Annotated in this window: 14 protein-coding genes and 1 tRNA gene; 3 read left to right on the top strand and 12 right to left on the bottom strand. The window is 39.5% G+C overall.

Annotated elements, in window-relative coordinates:
• Positions 1–100: 100 nt before the first annotated feature.
• Positions 101–886 carry a diadenylate cyclase CdaA gene (gene cdaA / locus HCG49_RS03955; protein ID WP_168468253.1) on the top strand — a complete coding sequence of 262 codons (786 nt, stop codon included), beginning with the start codon at positions 101–103 and terminating at the stop codon, positions 884–886.
• 84 nt (positions 887–970) lie between these two features.
• Here cdaA and HCG49_RS03950 read toward each other — a convergent pair whose 3' ends face one another.
• Both HCG49_RS03950 and truA read right to left on the bottom strand, forming a co-directional pair.
• Positions 971–2737, bottom strand: a complete 1767-nt coding sequence (locus HCG49_RS03950; RefSeq protein WP_168468252.1) for an ABC transporter ATP-binding protein — start codon at positions 2735–2737, stop codon at positions 971–973.
• Between the two features lies 1 nt (position 2738).
• Entirely contained in the window at positions 2739–3482 is a 744-nt protein-coding gene (gene truA, locus HCG49_RS03945) for a tRNA pseudouridine(38-40) synthase TruA (protein ID WP_168468251.1), read from the bottom strand.
• Between the two features lie 263 nt (positions 3483–3745).
• On the opposite strand from truA, the gene HCG49_RS03940 reads away from it, so the two are divergent.
• A complete protein-coding gene (locus HCG49_RS03940) occupies positions 3746–4246 on the top strand; it encodes a metallophosphoesterase family protein (RefSeq protein ID WP_168468250.1) in 501 nt (166 codons plus the stop codon).
• A 369-nt stretch (positions 4247–4615) separates the two neighbouring features.
• Here the strand turns inward: HCG49_RS03940 and HCG49_RS03935 are convergent, their stop codons facing one another.
• Entirely contained in the window at positions 4616–5026 is a 411-nt protein-coding gene (locus HCG49_RS03935; protein WP_168468249.1) for a DUF4293 domain-containing protein, read from the bottom strand.
• A 198-nt stretch (positions 5027–5224) separates the two neighbouring features.
• On the opposite strand from HCG49_RS03935, the gene rho reads away from it, so the two are divergent.
• On the top strand, positions 5225–6910 hold the full coding sequence (gene rho / locus HCG49_RS03930; RefSeq protein ID WP_168468248.1) for a transcription termination factor Rho: 1686 nt from the start codon (positions 5225–5227) through the stop codon (positions 6908–6910).
• 906 nt (positions 6911–7816) lie between these two features.
• Here the strand turns inward: rho and HCG49_RS03925 are convergent.
• The 9 genes from HCG49_RS03925 to HCG49_RS03885 form a co-directional block, all read right to left on the bottom strand.
• Positions 7817–8131 carry a hypothetical protein gene (locus tag HCG49_RS03925; protein ID WP_168468247.1) on the bottom strand — a complete coding sequence of 105 codons (315 nt, stop codon included), beginning with the start codon at positions 8129–8131 and terminating at the stop codon, positions 7817–7819.
• Positions 8132–8158: 27 nt separating this feature from the next.
• Positions 8159–8232 (bottom strand) — tRNA-Arg (locus tag HCG49_RS03920).
• 44 nt (positions 8233–8276) lie between these two features.
• The gene (locus HCG49_RS03915) at positions 8277–8726 is read right to left on the bottom strand and encodes a GatB/YqeY domain-containing protein (protein WP_168468246.1); all 450 of its coding nucleotides are present in this window, start codon (positions 8724–8726) and stop codon (positions 8277–8279) included.
• Positions 8727–8823: 97 nt separating this feature from the next.
• Complete coding sequence (gene ftsZ / locus HCG49_RS03910) at positions 8824–10755, bottom strand: cell division protein FtsZ (protein WP_168468245.1); 1932 nt, start codon at positions 10753–10755, stop codon at positions 8824–8826.
• A 46-nt stretch (positions 10756–10801) separates the two neighbouring features.
• Entirely contained in the window at positions 10802–12133 is a 1332-nt protein-coding gene (gene ftsA / locus HCG49_RS03905) for a cell division protein FtsA (protein WP_168468244.1), read from the bottom strand.
• A gap of 3 nt (positions 12134–12136) precedes the next feature.
• Entirely contained in the window at positions 12137–12856 is a 720-nt protein-coding gene (locus HCG49_RS03900) for a cell division protein FtsQ/DivIB (RefSeq protein ID WP_168468243.1), read from the bottom strand.
• Positions 12853–14196 (bottom strand): UDP-N-acetylmuramate--L-alanine ligase, encoded by a 1344-nt coding sequence (gene murC, locus HCG49_RS03895; protein WP_168468242.1) that lies wholly within the window; start codon positions 14194–14196, stop codon positions 12853–12855. The genes HCG49_RS03900 and murC overlap by 4 nt, the downstream gene beginning before the upstream one ends.
• Before the next feature lie 137 nt (positions 14197–14333).
• The gene (gene murG, locus HCG49_RS03890) at positions 14334–15428 is read right to left on the bottom strand and encodes an undecaprenyldiphospho-muramoylpentapeptide beta-N-acetylglucosaminyltransferase (protein WP_168468241.1); all 1095 of its coding nucleotides are present in this window, start codon (positions 15426–15428) and stop codon (positions 14334–14336) included.
• A complete protein-coding gene (locus HCG49_RS03885; protein ID WP_168468240.1) occupies positions 15415–16608 on the bottom strand; it encodes an FtsW/RodA/SpoVE family cell cycle protein in 1194 nt (397 codons plus the stop codon). The genes murG and HCG49_RS03885 overlap by 14 nt, the downstream gene beginning before the upstream one ends.
• Between the last annotated feature and the right edge of the window lies 1 nt (position 16609).

Raw genomic sequence — 16609 nt, 5'->3', positions numbered from 1 at the left:
TTTTTCGTATGCCGATACCATAAACTTCCCGTCTGAACTTTTTGTTTGAATTTAAATTGTAGTGTGAGCCTTTTTTATATTTTTACACAAACACCCGAGCTTGGATTTTTTAAATTTTCTTGATTTTAGTATTACCGACATTATAGACATCATATTGGTGGCCATATTGCTGTATTATGTATATAAATTAGTACGTGGAACGGTCGCCATTAATATTTTTATAGGGATCGTAATCGTTTGGGCCATTTGGAAACTCACCGCCTTGCTCCAAATGCAGATGATCAGTGGTATTGTCGGTGGTTTTATGAACATAGGGCTAATTGCCCTGATCATTGTTTTTCAACAAGAAATACGGAAGTTCTTATTACTGATCGGTTCTACCAATTTCGCTTCCAAACGCAACTTCCTAAAACATTTTAAATTTCTTAAACAAGAAGGACTATCTATTGGCACCAATGTCGATGCCATAGTAACGGCATGCGAGCGAATGAGCAATACCAAAACCGGTGCACTTTTGGTGATTGAAAGAAGTAATTCCCTAGATTTTATAAAGTCTACCGGTGATAAGATGAATATTGAGATTTCCTCGCCCATCATTGAAAGTATCTTTTATAAAAACAGTCCTTTACATGACGGTGCAGCCATTATTCAAGATAACTATATTGTTGCTACCAGAACCATTCTTCCGGTTTCCAATGAACGCAGCATACCCTTGCGTTTTGGTCTAAGACATAGGGCTGCGGTTGGGATCACCGAAAAAACAGATGCCCTGGCGATTATTGTAAGTGAAGAAACAGGTCTTATTTCCTATATTAAAAATGGTGAGTTTGTATTATTCAACGATTTGACAGAATTGACCAGCCTTATTACGGAAGACCTTCTTTAAACAAACATCTATTAGAACAACGACACCAAGATCTTTGTAATCTACAGGCTACTCCGGCCAAATTCCTTTATAGCCGCCAACGTTCTATACCACTTCCTCGGACAAGAACTGTGCTTCGTACAATTTCTTGTAATACCCGTCCTTTTGTAGTAATTCCGAATGGCTACCCGACTCTACGATCTTACCGGCATCCATCACCAAAATTCTATCCGCTTTTTTTATGGTTGCCAATCTATGGGCTATGATAATGGAAGTTCTACCCTCGGTAATTTTTTCCGTGGCACGCTGAATCAATTGTTCCGAATAGGTATCTACAGAAGACGTCGCTTCGTCTAACACCAAGATACTAGGATTGCTTACATAAGCCCTTAAAAAAGCAATAAGCTGGCGCTGACCGCTAGAAAGCATACTTCCCCTTTCCTTAATATTATACTCATAACCACCGGGAAGACTTGCAATAAATTCGTGAACCCCTATTTGTTTGGCCGCCTGCTCCATGTGCTCTATGGTTATCTCTTGGTCTTTTAAGGAAATGTTGTTGGCTATCGTGTCCGCGAACAAGAAAACATCCTGTAATACCACCGCAATTTTAGATCTTAGGGAACTTAGTTTATAATCCTTAATATCTACCTGATCGACCTTAATGGAACCAGAGTTTATTTCGTAAAACCTGTTCAACAAATTTACAATGGTCGATTTTCCTGCCCCTGTGGCTCCAACAATAGCAATCGTGTCTCCGGCTTTTACCTTAAAGGATATTCCGTGAAGCACCTCCTCATTTTCTAGGTAACCAAATCGAACCTCTGAAAATTCGATATCCCCCCTGATACTTTCCTTTTCTACATTGCCCAAATCTTCAATATTGCTATTGGTATCTAAAATCTTGAACACCCTGTTGGCAGCGACCATTCCCATTTGCAAAGTGTTAAATTTATCTGCGATCTGACGTAAAGGCCTAAACAGCATACTAGACAACAATATGAACATAAAAATAGTTCCGTATTCTTCCTTGTTAATATCGGCTACATTTTGAAGCCCGCCATACCATACAATTAAACCAACGGTTATAGAAGATACTATCTCTGCAACAGGAAAAAAGATAGAGTTGTACCAGACAGTTTTTAGCCATGCATTTTGATGCTTTTCATTTATTTCCCTAAACTTTTCCTTTTCTATTTCTTCTCTGGTAAAGAGCTGTACTATCTTCATACCGGTAAGACGTTCTTGTACAAAAGAATTAAGATTGGACACCTGGGACCTAACTTCTATAAAAGCCACTTTCATGGCTTTTTGAAACAGCCTGGTAGCATATAAAATAATAGGCAACAAGGCAAATACGATCAGTGATAATTTCCAGTTAACAAAAATCATAACAGAGGCCACGACCAGCATTTTTAGCAAATCGGCCACAATAACAAAAAAACCTTCACTAAAAATCTCCCCGATCCTTTGCATATCGGTTACGGCACGGGTCACCAACAGCCCTATGGAAGAGTTATCGTAATATTTCATTTTAAACCCCATTAGGTGGTTAAAAAGTTTTATACGGATATCTTTGATCACGGATTCCCCCAACAGATTGGCGTAATAATTAAAAGAAAGCTGACTTAAGACTTCACCGATCAGCACCCCTAGCATGGCTAGGATAAGTACCAATAATTTATCGGCATCTTTATTGGTAATGGCATTATCTACAATTTCGCCCACCAAAACAGGGGTCAATACGGCAAATAATGATAATAACACCGCCACAAGGGCTACCCCATAAAAAGTAACCTTATAAGGCCTTACATGCCTTAACAAGCGTTTAAACAATCTAAAATCAAAAGCTTTTCCTGTCTCCTTATCCATTTTATCTTATGATATGATTGGGGTATTTTACTTCCGTTAAATATAATCCTTTCGCAGGTACCGATACCCCTGCCCTGCTTCGATCTTTACTCTCTAAAACCAACTTCACCTCGTCTAGGGACCATTTTCCCAAACCGACTTCCAACAAGGTTCCTACCACGGCCCTGACCATATTACGCAAAAAACGATCTGCCGTAATGGTGAAGACCAATAGCCCTTCTTTTTGTTGCCACGATGCCTTTTTAACATCGCATAAATAAGTTTTGACGTCCGTATTCGATTTTGAAAAACATTCAAAATCCGTATGCTCCAATAAAATTGTACCAGCTTCGTTCATAGCCTCCACATTTAAGGGATACTTTACGTAATGGGCAGCATCGGTCAAAAAAGGGTCTTTATTCTGTACGATCCAATATTCATAGGTACGCTCTATAGCATCGAACCTGGCATGAGCATCCTCAGGAACCTCGATAATATCTTTTACCGCTATATCTTTTGGCAAAAAAGCATTTAAGCGGTACCGCATTTCTTCCCTATTAAAAACCACCTCGGTATTAAAATGGGCGTACATTTCCCTGGCATGCACCCCGGCATCTGTTCTCCCGGCCGCAGTTAATTGCACCGTTTCCCTAAAAAGCAAGGACATAGCCTGTTCTAAAACCTCTTGTACTGTAATGGCATTAGGTTGAATCTGCCAACCGTGATATGCCTTCCCATAATATGAAAAAACTAAAAAATATCTCAAATGAATCCGCTCTTGTTGAAGTTTACAAAGATAAACCTATTCTTTTGGATATAAATATTTTGGATCTAAAATTGAAATCTCGGCCATAATTAATGCTAGCTTTCCTCACTAGCTATCTTTTAAACCAACACTCCCAACATCCTCTCCAACAATAAACTTCTCCTCCTACGACCTACTTTCTTATCACTGATTCTCCTAATTTAATACAAGCTTCCCTAAATTACATTAGTACCTTTGCCTTCTTACTTTTTAATTTATAAAAAATGACCCGAATATTACTGCTCTCCGATACTCACAGCCATATTGATGCCAAAATCTTAAAATACGTAAAAGATGCGGATGAAGTTTGGCATGCTGGAGATATTGGCAGTTTGACTGTTACGGATGAAATACAAAAATTTAAACCTTTGCGCGCCGTTCACGGTAATATCGACGACTACAAATGTCAATTAGAATTTCCGCTGGACCTTAAATTTACCTGTGAAGGGGTCGATGTTTGGATCACCCATATAGGAGGGTATCCTAATAAATACAATGTGCGTATCCGCGAAGAAATTAAAAAGAACCCTCCCAAGTTATTTATATCGGGACATTCGCATATTTTAAAGGTTATGTGGGACAAGAAACTAAACTTATTACATATGAACCCAGGAGCTTGCGGCACCCATGGCTTCCATCAAATTAGAACTATGCTCAGATTTGTGATCGATGGCGAAAACATTAAAGACCTAGAAATCATAGAACTCGGAAAAAGAGGGGGATAAACTCCATGTAACGCAAGTGGCAGTTTGGATCCTTTCAATAAACACTTCCATTAACACCAAACCCACATTACTCCATTACTCATGGAACCATAATGTCAATTGCACCTTTATTTGCGTTAGGGATCGCAGCGGCATCCCCGCAGCATAGCAAGGGATATAGCGGAGCGCCCGACCGACGAAGGAGGGAACGCCCAAAGCACTATCCTACAATATACCAGAAATTTAAACAGAGAGGATTTACCACGCAAATCGCACAACATTATCCTGCCTTCTGATAAATTCCTAGCGATAAACCCTTGACGTATGACCATAAAAAAACCCGGAAACAACCCCGGGTTTTAACGCACTAATACTACTAAGATGTTAGGCTTAACGCAAGCGATCAACAGATTTTACAAGATCTTCATCCTTTTTTATTGCCCTGTTGGCCAGGACTAAAAAAACGATAGAAAATACAGGAATCAGCATCCCAATACCCTTCTCAGAAATATTCATTTCTCCGGATAAGTTTAGTGATCGGTACACGAAAAATCCTAGTAAAAAAAGATTTAATATCATATTCAACCTGTTTAGCACAAATTGATTTTTTCTGTTTTTGTACCTCGTTATTGCTAAAAGGGCCAAAACGGCCGTCGCATAAAAAGAGATAGAAAATAGCACTTCGCTTTCCGCATATATCTCATTACCAGCAGCATCTGACCATAGATTCACAAAAAAAGGAACGACCGCCCCCATTAATATCACTACGAATAAATAAACTGTCTGTATTCTTTGGATCATACTTTTTTGAACTATTTATAAAGCAAAAATAAGCGCATTTTTAAAATTTATCGACTAAATATTGAAAATTATTTGTAATATTGCTTTGTTAATAAGTCAAATCACTTACCAACAGGGGATTTCGTTCCCAAATTATTACCCAATAATAATAGAATACACTTCATGTTTTCGAAATAAGTATAATTTATTCAAGACTTAATGTTTGAGATTTCAGAATTAAAATTAAAAAAGCTTCCTGAGCTTCAGGAAATAGCCAAGGAACTAAATGTAGCTAAGTTTAAAACTTTAAAAAAGCTCGATTTGGTCTACCAAATACTTGATGTACAGGCGTCAAACCCTAAGATCGTTCAAGAAAGCGTAGCTGCAGCCCCTTCAGAAGACTCCGCTCCGAAACTTAGGCGCTCTAGAATACAAAAAGAGACCTCCAATGAGGTAAGACCAAAAACGCCAGTTCACCAGAAAAGGGAAGAAAACATCGACAAACCAGATACTACGGTTGAAAAAACAGCTCCGGCAGCGACTCCTAAGACGACTGCCGAAATAAAAAAAGGATTAAATAAACCCGAAAGGAAATCTAGTCCAACTCCAAAACCTGTACAGGGAAGAAAGGAGCATCAAAAAAATACTCCGCCCCAGAACAGCCCTCAGCAAAACAAACCGCAACACAAGAAAACGCCCAACCATCCAAAAACTACCGTTGACAAAAACAACAGTAATTTTGATAAGGATTTGAAAAATAAATACAAAGAACCAGAATTTGAGTTCGACAGTATTATTGAGAGCGAAGGTGTTTTGGATATCATGCAAGACGGCTATGGTTTTTTAAGGTCCTCGGATTACAATTACCTTTCATCTCCCGATGATATTTACGTTTCTCAGTCACAAATTCGTTTGTTCGGATTAAAGACAGGAGATACGGTCCTAGGAAATGTTCGTCCACCAAAAGAAGGCGAAAAATATTTTCCACTTATCAAGGTAAACAAGATTAATGGTATCGATCCTCAGATCGTAAGAGACAGAGTTTCTTTTGAGCATTTAACACCATTATTCCCTCAAGAAAAATTTAATTTGGCCGAACGCCAAAGCCAAAGCACCATTTCTACCCGTATCATTGATTTGTTCTCTCCTATCGGAAAGGGACAAAGAGGGATGATCGTTGCCCAGCCAAAAACGGGTAAGACCATGCTTTTAAAGGATATTGCCAACGGAATAGCGGCCAACCATCCAGAAGTATACCAGATTATCTTGCTTATCGATGAACGTCCAGAGGAAGTTACCGATATGCAACGTAACGTACGAGGAGAAGTAGTTGCCTCTACCTTTGACAAAGAGGCCACCGAGCACGTAAGAGTAGCCAATATTGTTTTGGAAAAAGCAAAACGTTTGGTAGAATGCGGACACGATGTTGTTATTCTTTTAGATTCTATCACTAGACTTGCCCGTGCCTATAACACGGTTCAACCAGCTTCCGGTAAAGTATTGAGTGGTGGTGTAGATGCCAATGCCCTTCACAAACCTAAGCGTTTCTTTGGTGCTGCCCGTAACATTGAAAACGGAGGTTCGTTAACCATTATTGCTACGGCATTAACGGAAACCGGTTCTAAAATGGACGAGGTGATCTTTGAGGAATTCAAAGGTACAGGAAACATGGAATTGCAATTGGATCGAAAAATATCGAACCGAAGAATTTTCCCTGCCATCGACCTTACTTCGTCAAGCACAAGAAGAGACGACCTTTTATTGGACGAGAATACCATTCAACGTATGTGGATCATGCGAAAGTATTTGGCCGATATGAACCCGGTAGAAGCTATGGAATTCATAGAACAACGCTTTAAGCAAACAAAGAACAACGAAGAGTTTTTAATGACTATGAACCAATAAGTAGTTCAGATATATTCCCCTAAAGTTTAGGGAACACCTTTTTAATCCCATTTGATCTTAGATTGAATGGGATTCTTTTTTAGAGATCACATTACAATGCATATCATTTATGGGTCGAGTGTATTTTATATCCATGTAGATTTTCCCGGAATAATTTGGGCGTTCCCTCCTGCGTCGGTCGGGCGCTCCGCTATATCCCTTGCTATGCTGCGGGGATGCCGCTGCGATCCCTAACGCAAGTGTCGACACCTGAAATACGGTGATCACTTCAAGTTGGAATTATAAGCACGATAGTTATCCATCTCGGGTATACCCCTCAATTAAACCTATGGCCCAAGCGCCGTACCTACAATATTGTTTTTGGGCTTCCCTGATTAGTATTGACAACATACTGCACACTGAAACTTAATTACCGATCATTTCTTAACTACCAAAAACAAGACCTAAATACCATCTTTATTTACGGTTTCTTTATTTACGGAAAGGCCGTACATGAAATTTGACCCATTAAAATTCCCTGCTTGCATTTTTCATAGGCCTATTGTGGACAAGAACCAACCTAGAGCCATTAACCCCTAGTTACTAAACTATTTGCCGTCACAGAAGAAAACACCCCTAATATCCACTCAAAAACACCACTGCAGCGTATTGCAGATCCTTACCTTTAAATTTATAAACAGTAGCACAGCGACTAAAAGGAATCATTACTGCAATAAGTAAGTAATGGAATGAAACTAAAGAACAAGATTCCCTTGCGCCTTTCCCTGAGCGATCCCCTATGAATATACAAAGCCAGTATTGCAAGGGAATTTTGATAAAGTCATGACGCAGGGATTGGCAGCGCCTTTCCCTGAGCAATCCCCTTTGCAAATACAAAGCCAGTATTGCCAGGCAATTTTGATAAAATCATGACGCAGGGATTGGCTCCGCCTTTCCCTGAACGGCCCCCTTTGCAAATACAAGCCTGCATTGCAAGGCAATTTTAGTAAAATCATGAAGCGGGATTGGCTGCGCCTTTCCCTGAGCGATCCCCTTTGCAAATACAAAGCCGGTATTGCAAGGGAATTTTGATAAAATCATGATAAAGGGATTGGCTGCGCCTTTCCCTGAACGGCCCCCTTTGCAAATACAAAGCCGGTATTGCCAGGCAATATGCTTTGTTGTTTTTAAAAAATGCTGAAGCAGGGCTTCGTATTTTTTATAAAACAACAAAGCCTGCAACTTTCGTTGCAGGCTTTGTGCTTGTAGTGACCGCGAAGGGATTCAAACCCCCAACCCTCAGAGCCGAAATCTGATGCGCTATTCAGTTGCGCCACGCGGCCAATAATAAGTGGTGATCAGTCCGTAAGGACCGATCTATTTTTTGCTAAGATAATTTATTTTTAACAATATTAGAAATGGTTTTCCCGTCGGCTTTTCCTGCCAATTCCTTTGATACCAATCCCATTACTTTTCCCATATCCTTCATTCCAGAAGCCCCGGTACTTTCTATAGTTTGCAGAACTACTTTTTCTACCTCTTCCTCGCTCAATTGTTCTGGTAAAAACTTCTCAATAACTGCGGCCTGCGCAATTTCTGGTGCTGCCAAGTCCTCACGTCCTTGCTCTATATAAATAGCGGCACTGTCTTTTCTTTGCTTCACCAATTTTTGAACCAGTTTTACTTCCTCTTCTTCAGAAAGTTCTTCGCCAGATCCAGTTTCTGTTTTTGCCAATAATAAAGCTGATTTTATCGCTCGTAAAGATTCCAAGGCTACTGTATCCTTGGCCCTCATCGCAGCCTTCATATCTTCCATTATCCTTTGCTGTAAACTCATCTCTTTATATTTTTAGCGCTGCGAAGATAAAAAATAAACCCGAAAATAAACGTAATTTTCGGGTTTAAACTTTATAAAAAAGACAGCTATTTATTTCCTAGTCCACATTGTCGTGTAAAAATGAATTGTTAGACCTTAATCTAATCTCATCATTCCCATCTTCACCCAAAGTTGTTCTAGAAATCTTGTTCTCTCTTGGCGTTTCATTTAAATCTATTCCCTGCCTTTTATACGCAGGTTGCTTAGAGATCTCTTCCAAGTTATTAAGACTGTTCTGAAACTTATAATTGTAGTCTTTTAGTTTTCTTCTTCGTTCGTCTGCCCTTTCTTTTAGCAATAAATGAATTGGAGTATTCATTGGATCTTCCACCTCCTCGACAATTTCGGTAGGTTTTGTTTCCTGCTTTACCACGGTACGCTTTTCTATTCTAAGCTCCTCCTCTACAATGGTTGGCTTGGTCGTCTCTTTGGACTTAGATTGAGCACCATTTAGTTTGCTCTCCAAATCCATATAATCGTCCAGACTATATCGCTTTTCTCCTCCTTTATTATAATCTACCGATGGGGTTACCTCAATAGGATCTTTTACGTCCATATCCTTAACATCATCATCAAAATCCAAGGTGACAATTTGCTCCTCTTCCACCTCATCAGCTTCCGATTTTTTAGTTAAAGGCATATCGAAACTAATTTCGAATTGGTCTTCACCTGGCACCTCGTTCGTTATTTCCTGGGCATCTACGACTTCCATCTCTTTTACTTTGTTGGAAGTGTCAATAATAATGAAATCGTCTTGCGCACTTTTTGACGCTACTTCCTCATGAAAAACGGTAAGGTTTTTTATATATTCACTTGTAGGCACTAAATCTCCTTCCGAAGCCCTATCGTCTAATGTATGTTTAATAGGCGCCGTTTTAACTTCCTTTTTTTCCTCGACCAACTGATGAACCACATTTTTCGAAACCAATACTTGTTCCGCTTTTTGTTCATCTTCTAACGTATGAATGATTTTTTTTGTTTCGGTATTTACAATATCATCCTGTTGGTCTATATTAAAACCCGTGGCAATAACCGTAACTGCGATTGCTTCGCCCAGTCCCTCATCTTCTCCAACACCCATAATGATGTTTGCTCCAAATCCGGCCTCATTCTGGATATGGTCGTTAATCTCTCCTATTTCATCAATGGTAATCTCCTGAGATCCCGAAACAATAAGCAATAGTACATTCTTAGCACCCGTAATTTTATTATCGTTCAACAAGGGCGAGTCCAAAGCCTTCATAATAGCCTCATGGGCCCTGGCCGAACCTGAAGAAATAGAAGACCCCATAATGGCAGTACCACTATTGGAAAGCACCGTTTTGGCATCACGTAAATCTATGTTTTGTGTATAGTGATGCGTAATTACTTCTGCGATACCACGAGCAGCAGTAGCCAAGACTTCATCTGCTTTAGAGAATCCGGCTTTAAACCCAAGGTTGCCATACACTTCTCTTAGTTTATTATTGTTGATGACAATTAAAGAATCTACATTGGCACGAAGTTTTTCGATTCCCAACTGAGCTTGTTGGCAACGCATTTTACCTTCAAAAAGAAAAGGCATAGTAACGATCCCAACCGTAAGCACATCCATTTCCTTAGCCATCTTGGCAATAACAGGCGCAGCACCAGTTCCTGTTCCACCGCCCATTCCAGCCGTAATGAAGATCATTTTCGTAGTGGTATCCAACATGTTCTTAATTTCTTCCATGCTTTCAATCGCAGCTTGTTCCCCAACCTCTGGGTTGGCACCAGCCCCCAATCCTTCGGTCAATGAAACCCCTAACTGTATTTTATGGGGCACAGGGCTATTTTCTAAGGCCTGTGAATCGGTGTTGCAAATAATAAAATCTACCCCATTGATTCCGGCCTGGAACATGTGATTGATCGCGTTGCTACCTCCTCCACCGACACCGATGACTTTGATTACGTTACTTTGATTCTTGGGTAAATCAAAAGATATATTTTCGAATTCTGTGCTTTTGCTCATCTTTTCTTGTTTACTGGTTGCTTTCCTACGTTCTTTCTTAATTGTCTTACTCTGCGCTATCTAAAAAATTCTTAAATCTTTCAGTAAATCTTTCAAAAATAGATTTTTCAGCTTTTACTTTTTCTTTTTTAGCCTCTATTTTTGAATCTTCCGCCACGATTTCTTTTTCCGTGGTCTCCTCTAGAGGAATTTCCTCTTCTTCGGAAACACCTTTTGGCTTATTTTGAACGGCATTCATTAATAAACCAACCGCTGTAGCATACAAGGGGCTTGCTATTTCCTCATCGGAATCCCCGGCCAAATGCTCGTTAGGATACCCTATTCTCGTATCCATTCCCGTGATATATTCTACTAATTGCTTTAAATGCTTTAACTGGCTTCCGCCACCAGTTAGCACTATACCGGCAATCAATTTTTTCTTTTGCTCTTCATGCCCGTAGTTCTTTATCTCTACATATACCTGCTCTACAATTTCCACCACTCTGGCATGAATAATTTTGGAGAGATTCTTTAAGGTAATTTCCTTGGGCTCCCTTCCTCTTAATCCGGGGATGGAAACAATTTCATTATCCTTATTTTCTCCGGGCCAAGCCGACCCAAATTTTATTTTTAATAGCTCTGCCTGTTTTTCTATAATAGAACATCCCTCTTTGATATCTTCTGTAATTACATTTCCACCAAAAGGAATTACGGCCGTATGGCGAATTATCCCATCTTTAAATATGGCTAAGTCGGTAGTACCGCCACCGATATCTACCAAAGCCACACCAGCTTCTTTTTCTTCTTGACTAAGTACTGCATTTGCCGAAGCCAAAGGCTCCAAAGTAATATTTCCCAAGCCCAAGCCTGCACTTTTTATACAACGACCAACATTACGGATAGACGATACCTGCCCTACTACCACATGAAAATTGGCTTCGAGTCTACCTCCGTACATCCCCATAGGCTGCTTGATCTCTCCTTGCCCATCTATTTTAAATTCTTGAGGCAATACATGGATAATTTCTTCGCCAGGAAGCATAACCAATTTATAGACTTGATTACATAACTTTTCTACATCTTCCTCATTGATGACATCCTCAGAATTAGTCCTCGTTATATAATCACTATGCTGCAAACTTCTTATATGCTGCCCAGCAATACCAACCACCACATTTTCAATTTTCAAACCAGAATTTGCTTCTGCTTCCGCTACGGCTGTTTGTATAGATTTAATGGTCTGGGTAATGTTGTTGACCACGCCTCGGTGCACCCCAAGACTTTTAGACCTCCCAATACCCAAAACTTCAATTTTTCCGTACTCATTTTCCTTGCCAACAATAGCTACAATCTTGGTGGTACCAATGTCTAAACCAACTGAATATTTACCTTGTTCCATAACTTATATTTTGGTGCAAACTACCTGGTTATTAAATTCTAAACTAACTCTACTATATTGACTCAATGTTTTGTCTTTATGTGCCTTTAAATAAAAGGCCTTAAAATTGTTAAATTTCCTGGGCATCTCTTCTGTTCTCCCCAAATCGACCACAAAATTATCCATTCTAAACTTTAAAAGATAATTTAGATGTTCCGTTACGTGTATTCCTATCACGTTTTTCCTTAAAAAATCATCCTGGTTTACAAATGTTATAATATCATGTACATCACCAAGGCTTTGCTCTGTGACTTTTCCCGTAACCAAAGGAACTCGCGCCGAATGGTTATTAGATAAAGGCATGCGTTTTCCGTCTTCATCCACATAATATTTCGCAACCCCCTCTACTCGCCCAATAGGCTTGCGCTGTTCTATTTTAGCCCTTAACTCACCCTTTATCGTCAAATAAACATGAGCTTTTTTCACCATCTCATTAGATTCTATTAGTTTTTCTACAGCATTCAAAACTAATTTTTCTTTCGGCAAATTTTCTAGATTCCCTAATTTTTGCATCAATAATTTATGAACGGCCTCATGGCTAAGATAAAAATTTTGATCACCTGTAAAAGAAATGTTCACCTTTTCTATATGTCGTCGATTATTGCGATGGTTGGCAAATATATAAAGACCTATTACAGCAAATAACAGGACTCCCATCGCAAAGAAATTCCAATTTATTTTCATAATAATTCTTTTTTAATATTAGCTACCTCTAAACCTATATCGCCAGCCCCCATCATCACTAAAACTTCGGGCTTCTGTGTCTTTATTTCTGCTAAAAGCGTAGACTTTTCTACTAATTTTTTATTAGGATTACTAATTTTTTCCAATAACCATTGTGAACTTACCCCTTCAATAGGCATCTCCCTTGCCGGATATATATCTAACAATACTACACTGGTAAACTTAGCCAAACTTTCCGCAAAGTCATCTACAAAGTCCTTTGTTCTGGAGAATAAATGTGGCTGAAATACGGCCAACACTTTTTTTCCCGGATGCATTTGAGAAACCGCTTGGTACACCGCGTTAATTTCTGTTGGGTGATGCGCATAATCATCTATAAAAACAAATTCGTCCGTATTTATCTGATACGAGAATCTTCTTTGAACTCCCTTAAAAGTCGCCAATGCTTTTGCAAGGCGATGTGGCGGGGCACCAGCTTGTATCGCCATTGCAAAGGCAACTAAGCCATTAAGCAAATTATGCTCCCCAGGCTTATGGAACTTTACTCCGTTGAGGGTAGTCTCCGGAGTTACCAAATCAAATATGTAGGCTCCATTTTCTATTTTTATATTTCGGATACAAAAATCCGAGTCGTCTTCTATCCCGTAAGTTATCCCTTCTAATGGCAAGCCATTGCGTACAAAAAGTTTCCCGTTGGGCTTCAACCTTTTTGTAAACTCAACAAAGGAATCTTTTAGTCCCTCACTATTGCCATAAATATCCAAATGATCGGCATCCATGGAAGTTACACAAGCAATATCTGGAGAAAGCTGTAAAAATGAGCGGTCGAACTCATCTGCCTCCACCACTGAATATTTTGTGCCTTCCAATAAAAAGTTACTATTAAAATCTTCCGATATACCTCCTAAAAAGGCGGTCATAGCAACACCTGACTCTTTTAACAAATGAGCCAAAATACAAGTAGTGGTCGTTTTACCATGAGTACCAGCCACTGCCAGACAGTACGTATCCCTGGTGATCAGTCCCAATACTTCGGAACGTTTTTTTACCGCAAATCCTCGATCGATAAAATAACGGTATTCCGAATGGTCCTTAGGTACAGCCGGAGTGTACACAATCAATGTGTTTTCTCTATTTAAACATCCTTGCGGTACTAATGCTAAATTATCCTCGTAATGAATATCAATCCCCATACTTTCCAAATCCTTGGTCAGTGGAGATGCCGTCTTATCATAACCGGCTACCGTCTTTTTTATAAACTTAAAGTATCTGGCAAGAGCAGACATACCAATGCCTCCTATACCGATAAAGTAGACGTTATGTATATCTTTTATATTCATTTCTATGCTTTAATTCTTAAGGCTGTTATGCCGTACATTTAATTTTATTCTTTTTAGGGTCTACTATACCAAAATATCCCCTAATCTTTTCACTCCCATCAACAGGATCTCTGTTTCCTGCTTATATAACATGTAAACTACCCTTTGTTCAACATTTTTTCGATCTCATCTACAATCTTCTTAGTGGCATCGGGCAAGGCCATTTTTTTTATATTGATACTCAATTCTTGTTGTCTATTTTTTGTCAGCATTAAATCCATAAAGTCCTCTTCAAACTGAGTATCCAAATCCCTTTCAGTGATCATAACGGCAGCATTCTTTGCCACCAAAGCCTTTGCATTTTTGGTTTGGTGATCTTCCGCCACATTAGGCGAGGGTATAAAAATCACCGGCTTCCCCACAATACTCAATTCCGAAACCGCCCCTGCCCCAGCACGCGAAATAATCATATCTGCGGCCGTATAGGCAAAATCCATTCTGTTTACAAATGGGAAGACCTTTACCTCTTCGCTATCGTACTTTTTGTATTCTTCATAATACAGCTTACCACATTGCCAAATCAGTTGCAACCCAAATGTTTTAAAAAAAGATAGTTTATCCTCTATCAATTCATTGATGCGCCTAGCTCCTAAACTCCCTCCCAACACCAATAATGTTGGTTTATTCTTATCCAGGTTAAAGAACTGCATTGCCTGCTCCCTGTTTTCTGATAGGGAAATCAGATCTGACCGAACAGGATTTCCGGTCTTCACTATCTTTTCTTTCGGAAAAAACGTATCCATCCCTTCATAAGCCACACAAATCTTTTTAACCTTATCGGCTAATAACTTATTAGTAATTCCTGCATAAGAATTTTGTTCTTGGATCAGACATGGAATACCCTTTACCGAGGCTACCTTTAAAAGGGGGCCGCTAGCAAACCCTCCTGTACCAATTACGGCATGGGGTTTAAACTTTTTAAGGATGTTCGCCGATCTCACCAAACTACTTATTACTTTAAAGGGAAACATTAAATTTTTAGGGGTCAGTTTCCGTTGAACCCCACTTATCCACAAGCCCTCTATTTTGTAACCTGCCTGTGGTACTTTTTCCATTTCCATTCTGTCTTTTGCCCCTACGAACAAAATTTCAGCATCGGGAAACCTTTCCTTTAACTCATTTGCGATCGCAATGGCCGGATAAATATGTCCGCCTGTACCACCTCCCGAAAGTATAAACCTATAATTGTCCACTTAATACTTCTAAAGGGTTATTCTCATCTATTTCTTCCGATTCGGTCTGACTTTTTTTGTTACTGGCACTAAGAATAATCCCTATTGCCAAACAAGTCATCCAACTCGATGTTCCACCACTACTAATCAGAGGCAATGTTTGTCCGGTAACGGGAAACAACTCTACCGCCACGGCCATATTTATCAATGCCTGAAAGACTATCGGGAGTCCGACCCCCAATACCAATAACTTTCCAAATATTGTGGGATGGCTATTAGCAACCACCACAATTCTAAAAAGCAACAACAAATAAAAGAACATGAGTGTAAATCCACCGATCAAACCATATTCTTCCACAATGATGGCATATATAAAATCTGAAGAACTCTGTGGTAAAAAATTCTTCATAACACTTTTCCCTGCACCATTACCCATAATACCTCCTGTAGCAATAGCAATTTTAGCTTTTTCTATTTGGTAATTGCCTTCAGTATCTTCCGGATTAGAATAACTTTCTATTCTATTCATCCAGGTATCTACTCGGTTCGGAAATAAATCTGGAACCGCCTTGGCGGTAAGAATGAACATGGTAAGCGATAACACTCCAGCCCCTATAATCCCCAGTAAATAACGTATAGGGTAACCTCCTAAAAAACACAAAAGCAGCACCATGCTAAACATAATCCCGGCAGTAGAAAAATTTGCTGGCAATATGAGCATGATTACCAAAAATACCGGCGTCCATAAAGGCAAAATACTTTCTTTAAAAGTAACGGTGTTATCCTTTATTTTAGTCAAGTATCTGGCCACATATATCATGAGCACAACCGAGGCTAAACTAGACGTCTGAAAGGTAATTCCAACCACTGGTATCCGTATCCAACGGCTAGCATTTGCACCGTCAATTACGTCTCCTTGTGCCAAGGTATACGCCAACAATAGCAATACTACCGGCATAGCAATTAAAGATAAGCCCTTAAAGAAATGGGTCGGTATACGGTGAACCCCATAAATAATCCCAAAGCCTAGAAGTAAAAGGAAGGCATGCTTTACCAAGTAGCCGATAGAGGTTCCGCTACCGACCACATACACCAAGTTACTACTGGCACTGTACACTGGTAAAAATGAAAATAACGCCAAAAGGGCTACTACTGCCCAAATCGCCTTATCACCACTAATATTTTTAAATATCCCAGCCACC

The sequence above is a fragment of the Arenibacter sp. 6A1 genome (assembly GCF_012272855.1).
Lineage (GTDB): Bacteria > Bacteroidota > Bacteroidia > Flavobacteriales > Flavobacteriaceae > Arenibacter.
Note: the sequence above shows the minus strand (reverse complement) of the source record. Positions and strands in the feature narration are given on the sequence as shown.

Excerpts from the sequence above, each read along its gene's own strand:
- HCG49_RS03900 (WP_168468243.1), bottom strand. The coding sequence starts at position 12,856 with ATGAAAATAAATTGGAATTTCTTTGCGATGGGAGTCCTGTTATTTGCT.
- HCG49_RS03940 (WP_168468250.1), top strand. The coding sequence starts at position 3,746 with ATGACCCGAATATTACTGCTCTCCGATACTCACAGCCATATTGATGCC.
- HCG49_RS03935 (WP_168468249.1), bottom strand. The coding sequence starts at position 5,026 with ATGATCCAAAGAATACAGACAGTTTATTTATTCGTAGTGATATTAATG.
- HCG49_RS03950 (WP_168468252.1), bottom strand. The coding sequence starts at position 2,737 with ATGGATAAGGAGACAGGAAAAGCTTTTGATTTTAGATTGTTTAAACGC.
- ftsA (WP_168468244.1), bottom strand. The coding sequence starts at position 12,133 with ATGGAACAAGGTAAATATTCAGTTGGTTTAGACATTGGTACCACCAAG.
- ftsZ (WP_168468245.1), bottom strand. The coding sequence starts at position 10,755 with ATGAGCAAAAGCACAGAATTCGAAAATATATCTTTTGATTTACCCAAG.
- HCG49_RS03915 (WP_168468246.1), bottom strand. The coding sequence starts at position 8,726 with ATGAGTTTACAGCAAAGGATAATGGAAGATATGAAGGCTGCGATGAGG.
- murC (WP_168468242.1), bottom strand. The coding sequence starts at position 14,196 with ATGAATATAAAAGATATACATAACGTCTACTTTATCGGTATAGGAGGC.
- rho (WP_168468248.1), top strand. The coding sequence starts at position 5,225 with ATGTTTGAGATTTCAGAATTAAAATTAAAAAAGCTTCCTGAGCTTCAG.